This is a genomic window from Paraeggerthella sp. LCP19S3_G8, from assembly GCF_052119225.1.
Lineage (GTDB): Bacteria > Actinomycetota > Coriobacteriia > Coriobacteriales > Eggerthellaceae > Paraeggerthella > Paraeggerthella hominis.
In genome coordinates, this window is record NZ_JBQKFQ010000002.1 from 337,451 (window position 1) to 349,796 (window position 12,346).

Here is a 12,346-nt window from a genome sequence, read left to right on the forward strand (position 1 = left end):
TGGGTACTACCCTAACTTTCTCGTAAAGGACAGCCGCCTTCTTGAAAGGGGGCTGTCCATGGAACAGCTTTACGATTCCGCTTCGGATGAGACGGTTTGCCAATCCGTTCGCTCAACGCTTGCGTCAGCGCGCACGAAAGCCGCTGCCGCCGTGAACGACGCGATGGTTTCCGCCTATTGGGAAATCGGGCGACAAATCGCCGAGGCGCAGGGAGACCGCGCCGAATACGGAAAGCACCTCATGAAATACCTGTCCGAGCGGCTGACCGCCGAGTTCGGCAAAGGGTTCACAGAGCGAAATCTCCGCGCCATGCGTCAGCTGTACCTTGCATACCCAATTCGGCACACACTGTGTGCCGAATTGGGCTGGTCACACTATCGCCTGATCATCCGCGTAGAAGACCCTGTTCGACGCGACTTCTACGTCCGCTCCGCCGTCGAGGAGCGCTGGACGGTACGACAGCTTGATCGACAGATTCACTCGTTCTACTACGAACGCCTGCTGGCCACCCGTGCGGAGGGAAAAGACAAGGTTCGGCAAGAGATCCAACAGCTTGAGCCTCCGACCAAGGCAGACGACGTCCTCAAAGACCCGTACGTTCTTGACTTCCTCGAACTGAACGGAAATTCAGACTTCCTGGAAACGGACTTGGAACAAGCGCTCATGGACAAGCTTCAGCAATTCCTGCTGGAACTGGGAAAGGGATTCTCGTTTGTCGCCCGTCAACAACGCATCAGCGCCGACGGCGACCATTACTACATCGATCTTGTGTTTTACCATTACATCCTCAAGTGCTTCGTGCTGATCGATCTGAAAACAGGGAAGCTCACGCCGCAGGACATCGGCCAGATGGACTTCTACGTTCGCCTGTTCGACGATCAATGCACCCGAGCCGACGATAACCCCACGATCGGGATCGTCCTCTGCGCCAATCGCAACAAAACGGTAGCCAAGTACTCCGCGCTCGCCGACGGGAGAGGAATATTCGCCTCGCAGTACGTGCTCTGCCTACCGACCGAGGAAGAGCTGTCGCAAGCCCTCGAAACAACCTGTTTGCTCGCAAGCGAAGAGGACGACCATCCCAGTCCCACGGCAGAAAAGAGCTAACCAGGGGCACGCCAGCCGCGCGCGAGCTTCGGCTGGACGCCGCTCCCATGGCGTCCAGCCGAAGCGCCAACGCGCCCCCGGCACCACTACGAGCAGTACGCCTTGATGGCGTCGCGAAGAAACACGGTCGCACCGGGAGCCCATGCTTCGTAGTACGCCTTGAAGCGTTCGTCGGCCACATAGCCCTCGGCCAAGCAAGCATGCGCCTGCTTCGAGTACGTGCCGTCCTTCCAGAATGCGCACAGCCATTGGCGATGCAGGTCAGCGGCACGCTGGGCGTCTTCGCCCGCCGGATCGCCCGCAGCCATGCCGGCCAGCAACGAGTCCTTGATCCGGGCCTCGAGCTCCTGCACGGCAAGGTACCGCTCCTCGCTCATGCCCATAAGCTTCGCGTTGCTGGCGTCGGCGGCTTCATCGCCCCAACGTTCGCGCACCTCCGCACCGTACTTCTTCTCGTTTTCCTCGACGAGTCCCTTCTTGAACGCCTCGAACTTATCCTTGTCCTTCATGGTTTCTTGTCCTTCCAAGCTGGCGAGCGTTCTCTGAACGCTCGCGATCAATCCATCTATGCGAGCACGCCGAGACCGCAACTCGCGCAAATGCCCGGCCAAAGCCTCCCGCGCATCGAACGCAGGATCGTCAAGCAGTCGCTTTATGTCGCCAAGCGACATGTCGGCCTCGCGATACAGCAGAACCTGCTGCAGCCGATCCACCTCTGCAGGGCCGTACAGCCGATACCCGTTCGCAGCGCGCTGCGCCCGAACCAGCCCCGTTTCGTCGTAATGATGCAGCGCGCGCACGGTTGCGCCCGACAACTCGGCAAGCTGGTGAACCGTATAGGTTTTCTCATGCGGCATGCTGGCCTCCTTCGCCTCCGGCGCTCGTCGATCGTCCGAGCACCGAAATACAGCATAAACCCTCCCGTAACGAGAGGGTCAAGCAAGAATACTCGAATATTTCGCCTTCCTTCAAATACTTTATTCAATATGGTATTATGTACTGAATAAAGTATATCGAAAGGAGCGCTATGCCCTCCCCGATCGCACCGCTTCCCGTCATCAGGCCTATAACCGATTTGCGCACGCAGCTCAACGACGTATGCACGCAAGCGACCGAGCTGCAAGAGCCGATCGTTCTCACGAAGAACGGAGTGGCCTCGTTCGTGCTCATGGACAGCAACGCATACGAGGCAGCCGAGCGGCGCAACCGGGTATACCTGGCCCTACGCGAAGCGGAGATCGAGGAGCAGTACCGCCCCGAAACCCTGTCCGCCGAAAAGTCCGATGCGAGGATGAGCGAGATATTCGCACTCTGGAAACTCGACTACGCGCCGGTCGGGAACTGATCATGCTCGACCTTGCATGGAGGCCGCGCGCTCATCTCGACCGGGAGTCGATAGCCATCTACCTGGGGCTCGAATGCAAAAACCCGCAAGCCGCCTTTGCGACGACACGGCGCATCGACGCCGCAATCAAGTATGCGCGCTCCTTTCCCGATGCGGGCGGACGCTTCGCCATAGAGAGGCTTGGCCACGGAGAATACCGAGCGGTGCTGGCGAATCCGTACATTGTGTATTACCGCTTCGACAACGCGACGCTCACCGTATACCGCATACTCCACCAACGTCAAAGCATCGATACGTACTCTCTGGTAGACCTACCGGAATAAACCCATCAACAGCGCGGGCGTCATGGCAAGGAAGTCGGAGCAACGCATCATTCCCCATAAGGCGCATCCGCCGAAACGCGCAGCGCCCGCAACGCAATCTGAACTGACAAGCGAACGTCAGGATCGTCCAAATCGGCGCCAAGGGTCTCCTTTATCTTCTCGAGACGATACAGCAGCGTGTTGCGATGGATATAGAACTCTCGAACGGTTTTCGCTATGTTGCGATCGTTGTCCAAAAACGTTTTGAGCAGATGAGCATCGCGCGTGCCCCGCTCTTTGTCGAGCTCGATAAGCTTATGCACGCCATCCGGAACGATAGCGTCAACCGTCGATCCCTCTTCGCATCGAGCGATAAGGTAATCGACGGCATAGTCCTCGAATCGATACGCCTCCGACGAAACATCCTCGATACGCCCCACCCGCTCTACAACAAGAGCCTGCCGATAGAAGTGCGCAAGGTTTCCAAATCCGAAAAACGACGAACTGAAAGAGACGATGGTGCCAAGATCCCGCACGTTGCGCAACACGTCGGCTATCACCTCGTCGCGCGTATGCGCACCCGCGCTGAGGTCGCACACGATTAGGGCCCTTCCGTCGAAGAAGCAATGCTGGCGAGAATCATCGTGAGCAGTAACGGCTATGGCCACCCGTGCAATAGCGCTGAATTTGCGATCGAGCTTCCGCTCCCTAAGCACAATGCAGAAAAACCTGTCGCTGTCGTGCCACCCCAGCTTTTCCATAACTGCAGCAATCCGGTCATCCGACACGGTTTCCCCCGAAAGCAGGCTCTGGCAAATCCGCACGAAACGAGTGCTCTGCCCGGCATCGCCGATGCCCGCGGTTTGCAGCCCTCTCGTCAAGCAATCGCCAAGCACCTTCACCAGCACGTAGTCCTTTTTACGGAAGGGCCGCACTATGTCGTCGACGATCACGCGAGCAAGCAAAGTCCCGTTCACGCGGCAATTGTAAAGAAGGCTACGAAAAGACAGCGAGTGAACCGACAGCTTGCTCCAGGTATCGCCGGTAAACAAAACAGGGTCTTCGGCGTTTTCCAGCTTGGCGAAATCGGAGTTCTGATTGAACGCCATAGCGGTTTTCCTCGGAACGGAAAGACCGCCTTCCCCAACATGCTGCCCGTATACCTCTTCGCGGTAGATTCGAAAAGCCTCCGTTTCCTCCCCCGGAGAAGGCAGCGCGTAGAAAAAGGGGCGGTAGGAAACGTCCTGCGCTATGACGGGATTTCCAAAGATGCCCACAGAGCGCGCGCCCAGCATATCTATGGGCATGTGCTGGTCGACAAGAGCGTGAAGGTCCTCTTCCCACACACGGTAACGATCGAACAGGCGGATCACCGCGTTCATTACGTCGACGGGTTCAACGTCCGCTTCGGAATGCAGCAGGTTCAGCGCAGCATCTTTCCACGCTTTCGGCGCGGATCCCAGACACAGAAAAGAAGCCTTCGTGGACTTGGGAGGATGCAAGGCCAGCGTCGATGCGCGCACAACGTACATGACCCCTTCGTCAAGATGCCCCGGAAGCTCATCCACGAACTGGGCGATGCGACATCGCGCCACCGTCGGGGGGTCGACGGGGGTGCCCTCGAACCGCAATTCAGGTAAGTCCTCCTGCACGAAATAAAGATTCAGCTTCATACCGGCTTGTCCCCTGTCATCTTGGCCGCTTCCCGCAAGAACAATCGTTCCCTCGCTCTTAATTTTATATGTACATAATATACGAATAAGTACCGCAGATACCAACACTTTATCAATTGTCACTCACCAATGCAGCTGTATAAAATGCACAAATAATGCGTCTGATAGTCCTACACACTGAAAAGGAGGAGGGTGCGTTATGACGAAGTTCGCGAAGTCAGATCTCAAGTTCGTAGACTACGAAAAACCCTGGAGGTACGAGGAAGACGGTCTTACCGTTACAAGGGGAAGTGCGTGGTCCGGCCCGGGATGCCACCTTGGCTGCGGCGTGCTCCTGCACACCGATAAAGACGGAAAACTGGTCAAGTGCGAAGGCGATCCGGAAAACCCGTTCAACCAAGGGCGCCTGTGCATGCGCTGCCTGAACATCCAGGAAGTGACGTACCATGAAAAGCGCATCACCTACCCCATGATGCGAGATCCGAAGGACCGCGGCAAGGACACCTGGCGACGCGTGTCTTGGGAGGAAGCCCTCGACTACGTAGCCGACAAGTTCCTTGACATAAAAGAGAAGTACGGCGCCGAAAGCGTAATCTTCGCACAGGGCACCGGACGCGACATCGGCCCCGCAATCACGCGCCTGGCCTGGTCTTACGGTTCTCCGAACTACACGTGCATCCTCTCGGGCCTGGCCTGCTTCCTTCCGCGCATCGCCGGTATGGCCCTGACCACGGGGACGTACATGGTAGCCGATGCATCCCAGGGATGGACCGACCGCTACGACAACCCCGCATACGAGGTCCCCGAAGTCCTCGTGGTCTGGGGCAACTACCCCTTGGTCGCCAACAACGAAGGTTGGTACGGGCACTGGGTGGTCGACATGATGAAGCGCGGCACCAAGATCATCGACATCGACCCCAAAGTCACCTGGCTCTCGTGCAATTCGGCTCAGCACCTTCGCATCCGCCCCGGAACCGACGCCGCTCTCGCCCTGGGCATCCTCAATATCCTCTTCGAAGAAGACCTCTGCGACAACGACTTCGTCGACAAGTGGTGCTACGGATTCGATGAGCTCAAGGCACGCGCCGCCGAATACCCCGTCAGCCGCGTAGCCGAGATCACGTGGGTTCCCGAAGAGAACATCATCGAAGCCGCACGCATGATCGGCAAGGCGAAAACAGCATCTTTGCAGTGGGGCCTCGCGGTCGACATGACCAAGGAATCCCTGCCCGCAAGCCAGGCTATCGCCTCCATTTTCATGGTCACGGGCAACATCGACGTACCGGGCGGCATCATCCCCACGATATCCATCCTCAGCTACGCATCCGGCTGGGGCGGAGAGCTTATCAGCGACGAGCAAAAAGCCAAGCGCATCGGCCTGGGCAACTACCCCATCCTCCAAGCAGGATTCCAGATGTCGCAAGCCGACGAGCTCATCGAAACAATGGAAAGCGGCGAACCGTACGAGATTCACGGTTCCTGGCTGCAGCAGACCAACATCCTGGCATGCATCGCCGCCGATCCGGAGCGTACTCATAAGGCGTTCGAGAAGCTGGACATCAACGTCTCCGTCGACCTGTTCATGACGCCGACGGCGATGGCGCTGGCCGACGTGTTCCTTCCCGCCAACACGTTCCCCGAGCACGACAGCATTCGCTTGGGCGACGGCATCCAGCGCGGCGAGGTAATCTGCCAGGCCTGCAAGCCGGTTGGCGAAAGCAAGTCCGACATGGAAATCAACCTGCTTCTTGGCAAAAGGCTCGCACCTGAAGCCTGGCCCTGGGAAACGCTGGAGGAAGTGTACGACGAGCTTTTGAAGCCCACGGGATTCACCTTCTCCGAGCTCAAGGAAGTCGCTCCTATCTTCCTTCCCCTGGAGTACCACCGCCACGAGAAGGGCCTGCTTCGCGAGGACGGGCAGCTGGGCTTCCCCACCCCGACCGGCAGACTCGAGCTCTACTCGACCATCTACGAGTCGATGGGGTACGATCCGCTGCCGTACTTCGAGGAGCCCTCGCCCGGACCGGGTTCGACGCCTGACCTGATGGAAGAGTATCCGCTGGTTCTTACCACGGGCGCCCGCGTGTTCAACTCCTTCCATTCCGAGCATCGCATGATCGAGCGCAACCGCTCCTACACGCCCGACCCGACCATACAGGTTCACCCCGAACTTTGCGAGCGCTACGGCGTCGACGAGGGCGACTGGGTATGGGTCGAGAATCACCTGGGACGCGCCAAGCGACGCGTGAAGAAGACGCCCATCCTGGGCACGCGCATCGTCGCATGCGATCACGGCTGGTGGCTGCCTGAAAAAGACCCCGAGGATCTTTTCGATCTGTACGACATTGCCATCAACAAGCTGCTCCCGTGGGGCGAATTCGGAAAGACCGGGTTCGGCGCAAACTACAAGACGAACATCTGCAAGATCTACAAAGTCAAGGAAGGTGAGTAACCATGGCTGAATACGGCATTCTGATCGATCCCGCATGGTGCACAGGCTGCCACTCCTGCGAAGTTGCCTGCCAGATGGAAAACGGCCTTCCCGCAGGTCAGTTCGGTATCAAGGTGAACGAGATAGGCCCTTGGGAGATTGCTCCCGACAAATGGCTGCTCTCCTACGCTCCGGCGTTCACCGACCAGTGCACCATGTGCCTGCTGCGCCGCAAGAAGGGCAAGGTTCCCTCCTGCGTGCATCATTGCCAAGCCAAGTGCCTCGAGTTCGGAACCATCGAGGAGCTCTCGAAGAAACTGTCCGATCACCCCAAGCAACTGCTTTGCTCCTTCGTCTAGAAGGGCGCGAGAAGAAAGAGGAGGACCGACGATATGTGCTTCAGGCCATCATCGCTCGATGTGAAGAAGAAATGCCCGTCCTGCGGGTCGCTCAACCCGTCCAAGAACGATACGTGCGAAAGCTGCGGATCCGAGCTTCCCGCTTCCGCAGCTCCCGGCGCTCCGGGCGCCCCTGGCGCTCCCAAAGCACCCGGCGCCCCGGGAGCGCCTGCAGCCCCTGGCGCGCCCGGCGTACCCGCGGCACCCGGCGCACCGAAGCCGCCAACAGCGTAAACACTGCATGACCCGAACGGGCCGCGTCGGCAACGATGCGGCCCGTTCGCATGGAGCGCCGACTCCTTCGCCGCGGCTCCTTCCAACGGGCGACTCCGCGCGCAGTCGCCCGTCCCCTGGTAGACCTGCCGCGCTAGCGGCCCCGGCTACTCCGCGCGCAGCAGATCGCGCGGCTTCAAGCCGTTCTTTTTCGCCTGCGCATTCCAAGAGCGATGCCCGGCCATGCGATAGAGCATGCGCGGGAAGTTGGGCTCCACGAACATCGTTTCGCCCGACTCTCGCTGCTCGATAACGCGAGCCAGCTCGTCCAAAGCGCGTCCCAGGTTCTTGAGGGGCCCGGTCCCCATCGGCGCAGCATGCGACATCTCGCCAGCCCCCGCCGCCAAAGCCCTGCCCCGTCGCATGCCGCATGCATCACACCAATTCCACAGCATCTCGATGGCCAGCTCGTTCTGTCGCGCTTCGTAGAATCCGCTGTTCACGATCAGGTAGACCGTCGGCGTCGATCCAGTTTCCAAAACGCGCGCCTGTATCTGATCAAGCACTTCGTACAAGGCGGAAGGTATCGCATCCGCGTACAGAGGGAGCGCAACCACCAGGGCATCGCTTGCCGCCACCAACTCGGCGGTGCGCTCGTTCACGCCAGACGCCGTCGCCGCAGCCTGGCGCGTCTCCACGCGCAAGCTTCCACCCATACGATCGCTCAACTGCTCGAGCAGGTACGCCGAATTGCTCTTCTTGGCGCGCGGGCTTCCGCACAGCAGCACCACGTTCATAGCGCAGCCTCCTTCGCTTGCTCGACGTTCTCATGAAAGCGCACGTCAACTTCAGAAACATTGAAGTTGACTGCATTGGCGCGAATGAAACGATGCGCGAGGTCGTGTTCCGCCTGCGTGCCGGGGCCGTAGAAATGAACCTCCTGGCGATACGCGTGATCGTAGCGCATGGCATGGTGCATCCGGCCGTCGACCATGCGAAAGTACGGCAGCAAGTAGCCGATCGACCGATCGAACACAGCCTTGACAGAGCGGGAGTAGCCGCCGTACACCAAAGGACTCACAACCACCACCGTGTCGCTTTCCCGCAAAAGCCGCGGCATCTGCTGGCATCGGTCGCGCAGCACGCACGTGCCCGGCGTTTTCAGCCAACAGCCGAAGCAGCCGATGCACATCCGAACCTCGGGCGTGGCCGAGAACAGCACGTCCCCGTCGGAAAAACCCTGCGCGAACGCCTCTTCCCCCATATCGCCCGCATCGAAAATAACCAACCGCCTGCTCATAGCGTAGATCCCTTCTTGTTGGAAGTCGCAGCAAGAACGCGCTCGCCGCCCGCGAGCGACGACAGGCCCCTGAATGCCTCGTCAAGCCGTTCGTGCAGCTCTTCGTCGTCGAACCGCGCACCCGAAGCGAGCATGGTTGCCATACCGTGGGTATAGACGATCATGTGCAGGTACAACGCCCGCGCCGCAACGGGATCAAGCCCGCTCAGCTCCTCCACGCACCTCTCCACGTTCGGCAGCGCAACGCTGCGGTACACGTCCTCGAAGCTGGCAGCGTCCATGTGCGCGGTCAGGTACAGGAACCGGAACAGGTTGCCTTCGGTGCGCGCCAAGCGCAAATGGGAAAGCCCGTTTGCCGCAAACGCGTTCGGAGCGCGATGCTCGTGCTCGCGGTTGTACGCGGCAACCCAGGCGCGCGCATGGTCGTATAGAGCTTTCACCAGGCTTTTCATGTCGCCGAACAGGCTGTATATAGGCTGCACCGAACAACCCGCGCGATCCGCGATCGCCCGCGCGCTCAGTGCGCCCTCCCCCTGCTCGCGCACAAGGGAAAGAGCCGCCTCGAGCACCGTTTCGCGCGCTACCTTCCGTTCCGGCATAACCGTACCTCCAAAATAACAACTGTTATATAACGATTGTAATATACAGCATGCGCGAAGATCGTAAAGCAGCAACCCTCCTAAATAAGGAAAACCCCTATCCGAGCAAGGCAAGAGGAGCGGTGCCTCGCGCGCCCCGGCCCATTCAACACTTCAGCATCAGCGCGAGCACGTCTCGGTCCCATCTTTTTACCGCCCGGGACGCGAAAACCGGGCCGTCCTACAATCTGCGCGAATCGTATCCGCAACGAAAGGACCTTCATGAAGAACATCGAAGAACGCCGCAACCGCACCATCGCCCGCACCCCCAACCTTCACGCGACCATGCGCGCGCCGCACATCGACAAGACCGCCATCAGCCCGTACGACGACTACTGCGACGGCTACGGCATGCCGGGCGCCTACGGCAACGGATACGTATCGGTCCTCAAAGTGTCCGCCGGAACGGTCGAGAAAACCAACGACATGCTGATCGACGGCATCGTTACCTACGACAAAGCCGAAACGGCCGATGCCTACGTCGGCCAGATCAACATGCTGACCGCCTCGTCGTTCTGCGGCATGGCCGGGCAGGTTTGGGGCTACGACCTGGCCCGACATGACAACATCGCATCGGGCGCAAGCACACCGCTGTTCACCGAGAAGCAGTTCGATGGCAGCGAGCTCAAGGTGTTCGACGCGCAGCCCTTGCTCAATGCCGGCATCGAACTGTTCGGAACGGCCGAGAACCGTCGCTACCACCCCATCCCCGGTGCGCACACCATCTGCGCCAACAAGGGAATCACGGCGTACCGCCCCAAGGAAGACCGCCCGCTCAAGGAAGGCGAAGCGTACGGCGTATGGTCGTTCATCGCCATCTCGCTTTCCGCGGACCGCGATTTCGCAGCCGACCTCTTCATCGAAGACGCCGGTGTCTGGACCGAAAACGACAACGAGCAGGACATGCTGGCTTACCTGGAGCAGCATCGCAAGGAGATCGTCTGGTCCGTGGTCGAATGCGGACGCGACTCCAGCGTGCTGTTCGACCGCACGTACGTGAGCTTCGCCTACCGCATGATGAAACCCAACGAGATCGGCAACGCCATTACCGTAGGACCCTACGTCACGCTCGCGCGCAACGCCGTGCCCGCAACCGGCTTCGCATCCCTCAACAGCCTGCACCTGTCCGACTGGCTCAAGCAGATGGACTTCGAACCGCTTACGGTCCTGGCAAACTAGCGCATCGCGCACCCCATTCGCACCCTGGCGCGTCCGCTCTGGCGGGCGCGCCCTCATTCGACAAGGATTGGAATCATGGCAGACAACACCGCACCCGGTTCCAACGGAAGCAGCGCACCGGCACAGGACAGCTCCAAAAAAGTTGGCCTGATCGGCCTGGTAGGCATCGTCATCAGCGCGATGATCGGCGGAGGCATCTACAACCTCCCCCAGAACATGGCGCAGGACGCTTCCGCCGGAGCCATCATTATCGCCTGGGTGGTCACGGGCATCGGCATCTGGTTCATCGCGAACACGTTCCGCATCCTGTCGGCCGCGCGCCCCGAACTAACGAACGGCCTGTACACGTACGCCGAAAAGGGCTTCGGCAAGCTCATCGGCTTTTTCGTGGCGTACGGATACTGGATATGCAACTGTTTCGCGTTGGTGGCCTACTCCGTTTTGGTCATGGCCACGCTCAATTACTTCGTGCCCGACTTCGCCGGCGGCAACAACATCCCGTCCATCATCGGCGGCTCCATCATCACCTGGGCAATGTATTTGCTTGCGCTGCAAGGCGCGAAGCAAACCAGCTTCCTGAACATCATCGGCACGATCGGCAAGCTGCTGCCGGTTGCCGTCTTCATCTTGGCCGTTGCCACCGTATTCAAGCTCTCGGTGTTCATGGAGGGTTTCTGGGGCATGAAGGGCGGCATCGACCTTAGCTTCACCTGGGACAACGTCATGCCGCAAGTGCAGGCGACCATGCTGGTGACCCTGTGGCTGTTCCTGGGAATCGAAGGCGCCGTGGTCGTGTCGGGCAAGGCCAAGTCGCAAACGGCAGTGCGCAAGGCCACGACCATCGGCTTTTTGGTCACCCTGCTGCTCTACGTCATCGTATCGCTTCTGCCCTTGGGCGTGTACTCCCAGGCCGACATCGGGAACATGGCCGACCCGTCCATGGCCGCCATCATGCTGGACAAGTTCGGCAAATGGGGCGAGATCCTCATCAACGCCGGCGTTATCATATCGGTCCTCAGCTCTTGGCTGGTATGGATGCTCATGCTGGGCGAGATGCCGCTGGCCGCCTCCAAAAGCGGCATTTTCCCGAAGGCGTTCGTCAAGGAAAACAAGAAGGGATCGCCTTCGACCTCGCTTCTGTGGACCACCATCGTCGTGCAGATCGTGCTGATCGTGTCCTACTTCATCGGCAACAACGCCTGGACCACCATGATCAGCATCACCAGCGTCATGGCGCTGCCGTGCTACCTGTTCTGCACGCTGTTCCTGCTCAAGATCGCGCTCGACGAAAGCTACCCGAAAGGAATCTTCGCCAGCCGCGGAATGGCCCTGTTCACGGGCGCGGCGGGATCGCTGTACGGGCTATGGCTCATCTACGCAGCCGGCTTGAACTACCTCATGGTCGCGTGCATCGTGTACGCCGTCGGCCTGCCGCTTTACGTCGTGGGCATTCGGCAGCACGACCCGAAGGCCCGAGTGTTCGAGAAAACCTCGGACAAGGTCATCGTCGCCGTGGTGATAGCCTTGGGCATCGCGGGGCTCGTCTACTCGATCATCACGTTCGGACACGTGGCGCTGTAAGCGTAGAAGGCATGCTCCGCAAACGCAGGCAAGCATCCATCCGCTGCATCGCGACATCTCGAAACGCCCGGAACCGCACTCGCGGGTCCGGGCGTTCCCGCTTCGCCGAACGCCGATGCACCCGCTCAAGAATCTGTATATCTTGCAGGAACAACGGGAATCGCTGGACGTTTGCAAG

At 59.6% G+C, this 12,346-nt stretch carries 12 protein-coding genes; 7 read left to right on the forward strand and 5 right to left on the reverse strand.

Features of this window, described 5'->3' with window-relative positions; translation table 11 throughout:
- Positions 1 to 58: 58 nt before the first annotated feature.
- On the forward strand, positions 59 to 1,108 hold the full coding sequence (locus ACTQZK_RS03295) for a PDDEXK nuclease domain-containing protein (RefSeq protein WP_441898469.1): 1,050 nt from the start codon (positions 59 to 61) through the stop codon (positions 1,106 to 1,108).
- A gap of 86 nt (positions 1,109 to 1,194) precedes the next feature.
- Here ACTQZK_RS03295 and ACTQZK_RS03300 read toward each other — a convergent pair whose 3' ends face one another.
- Positions 1,195 to 1,965, reverse strand: coding sequence for a MerR family transcriptional regulator (locus ACTQZK_RS03300; RefSeq protein ID WP_441898471.1), 771 nt, complete (start codon positions 1,963 to 1,965; stop codon positions 1,195 to 1,197).
- 170 nt (positions 1,966 to 2,135) lie between these two features.
- Between ACTQZK_RS03300 and ACTQZK_RS03305 the strand changes: the two genes are divergently transcribed.
- Both ACTQZK_RS03305 and ACTQZK_RS03310 read left to right on the forward strand, forming a co-directional pair.
- Positions 2,136 to 2,453 carry a type II toxin-antitoxin system prevent-host-death family antitoxin gene (locus ACTQZK_RS03305; protein WP_114566582.1) on the forward strand — a complete coding sequence of 106 codons (318 nt, stop codon included), beginning with the start codon at positions 2,136 to 2,138 and terminating at the stop codon, positions 2,451 to 2,453.
- Between the two features lie 2 nt (positions 2,454 to 2,455).
- Complete coding sequence (locus ACTQZK_RS03310; protein ID WP_114566581.1) at positions 2,456 to 2,776, forward strand: type II toxin-antitoxin system RelE/ParE family toxin; 321 nt, start codon at positions 2,456 to 2,458, stop codon at positions 2,774 to 2,776.
- A gap of 47 nt (positions 2,777 to 2,823) precedes the next feature.
- Here the strand turns inward: ACTQZK_RS03310 and ACTQZK_RS03315 are convergent, their stop codons facing one another.
- Entirely contained in the window at positions 2,824 to 4,428 is a 1,605-nt protein-coding gene (locus ACTQZK_RS03315; protein ID WP_441898473.1) for a PucR family transcriptional regulator, read from the reverse strand.
- 199 nt (positions 4,429 to 4,627) lie between these two features.
- Between ACTQZK_RS03315 and ACTQZK_RS03320 the strand changes: the two genes are divergently transcribed.
- Positions 4,628 to 6,880 carry a molybdopterin-dependent oxidoreductase gene (locus ACTQZK_RS03320; RefSeq protein WP_441898475.1) on the forward strand — a complete coding sequence of 751 codons (2,253 nt, stop codon included), beginning with the start codon at positions 4,628 to 4,630 and terminating at the stop codon, positions 6,878 to 6,880.
- A gap of 2 nt (positions 6,881 to 6,882) precedes the next feature.
- Entirely contained in the window at positions 6,883 to 7,218 is a 336-nt protein-coding gene (locus tag ACTQZK_RS03325; protein WP_114566578.1) for a 4Fe-4S dicluster domain-containing protein, read from the forward strand.
- A 419-nt stretch (positions 7,219 to 7,637) separates the two neighbouring features.
- On the opposite strand, the gene ACTQZK_RS03330 is transcribed toward ACTQZK_RS03325, so the two are convergent.
- The 3 genes from ACTQZK_RS03330 to ACTQZK_RS03340 are packed head-to-tail and all read right to left on the reverse strand — an operon-like array spanning position 7,638 to position 9,369.
- Positions 7,638 to 8,267: an NAD(P)H-dependent oxidoreductase gene (locus tag ACTQZK_RS03330; protein ID WP_441898477.1), complete on the reverse strand. Its 630-nt coding sequence runs from the start codon at positions 8,265 to 8,267 to the stop codon at positions 7,638 to 7,640.
- Complete coding sequence (locus tag ACTQZK_RS03335) at positions 8,264 to 8,770, reverse strand: flavodoxin family protein (protein ID WP_114566575.1); 507 nt, start codon at positions 8,768 to 8,770, stop codon at positions 8,264 to 8,266. Before ACTQZK_RS03335 ends, ACTQZK_RS03330 begins: the two co-directional genes overlap by 4 nt.
- The gene (locus tag ACTQZK_RS03340; RefSeq protein ID WP_441898479.1) at positions 8,767 to 9,369 is read right to left on the reverse strand and encodes a TetR/AcrR family transcriptional regulator; all 603 of its coding nucleotides are present in this window, start codon (positions 9,367 to 9,369) and stop codon (positions 8,767 to 8,769) included. The genes ACTQZK_RS03335 and ACTQZK_RS03340 overlap by 4 nt, the downstream gene beginning before the upstream one ends.
- 261 nt (positions 9,370 to 9,630) lie before the next feature.
- On the opposite strand from ACTQZK_RS03340, the gene hdcA reads away from it, so the two are divergent.
- Both hdcA and ACTQZK_RS03350 read left to right on the forward strand, forming a co-directional pair.
- Positions 9,631 to 10,587, forward strand: a complete 957-nt coding sequence (hdcA, locus tag ACTQZK_RS03345; RefSeq protein ID WP_441898481.1) for a histidine decarboxylase, pyruvoyl type — start codon at positions 9,631 to 9,633, stop codon at positions 10,585 to 10,587.
- A gap of 75 nt (positions 10,588 to 10,662) precedes the next feature.
- Positions 10,663 to 12,168: a basic amino acid/polyamine antiporter gene (locus tag ACTQZK_RS03350; RefSeq protein ID WP_441898483.1), complete on the forward strand. Its 1,506-nt coding sequence runs from the start codon at positions 10,663 to 10,665 to the stop codon at positions 12,166 to 12,168.
- Positions 12,169 to 12,346: the final 178 nt, after the last annotated feature.

What these genes read in the sequence shown, in the direction of transcription:
- ACTQZK_RS03295 (WP_441898469.1), top strand. Translation starts at nt 59, where the DNA reads ATGGAACAGCTTTACGATTCCGCTTCGGATGAGACGGTTTGCCAATCC.
- ACTQZK_RS03300 (WP_441898471.1), bottom strand. Translation starts at nt 1,965, where the DNA reads ATGCCGCATGAGAAAACCTATACGGTTCACCAGCTTGCCGAGTTGTCG.
- ACTQZK_RS03305 (WP_114566582.1), top strand. Translation starts at nt 2,136, where the DNA reads ATGCCCTCCCCGATCGCACCGCTTCCCGTCATCAGGCCTATAACCGAT.
- ACTQZK_RS03310 (WP_114566581.1), top strand. Translation starts at nt 2,456, where the DNA reads ATGCTCGACCTTGCATGGAGGCCGCGCGCTCATCTCGACCGGGAGTCG.
- ACTQZK_RS03315 (WP_441898473.1), bottom strand. Translation starts at nt 4,428, where the DNA reads ATGAAGCTGAATCTTTATTTCGTGCAGGAGGACTTACCTGAATTGCGG.
- ACTQZK_RS03320 (WP_441898475.1), top strand. Translation starts at nt 4,628, where the DNA reads ATGACGAAGTTCGCGAAGTCAGATCTCAAGTTCGTAGACTACGAAAAA.
- ACTQZK_RS03325 (WP_114566578.1), top strand. Translation starts at nt 6,883, where the DNA reads ATGGCTGAATACGGCATTCTGATCGATCCCGCATGGTGCACAGGCTGC.
- ACTQZK_RS03330 (WP_441898477.1), bottom strand. Translation starts at nt 8,267, where the DNA reads ATGAACGTGGTGCTGCTGTGCGGAAGCCCGCGCGCCAAGAAGAGCAAT.
- ACTQZK_RS03335 (WP_114566575.1), bottom strand. Translation starts at nt 8,770, where the DNA reads ATGAGCAGGCGGTTGGTTATTTTCGATGCGGGCGATATGGGGGAAGAG.
- ACTQZK_RS03340 (WP_441898479.1), bottom strand. Translation starts at nt 9,369, where the DNA reads ATGCCGGAACGGAAGGTAGCGCGCGAAACGGTGCTCGAGGCGGCTCTT.
- hdcA (WP_441898481.1), top strand. Translation starts at nt 9,631, where the DNA reads ATGAAGAACATCGAAGAACGCCGCAACCGCACCATCGCCCGCACCCCC.
- ACTQZK_RS03350 (WP_441898483.1), top strand. Translation starts at nt 10,663, where the DNA reads ATGGCAGACAACACCGCACCCGGTTCCAACGGAAGCAGCGCACCGGCA.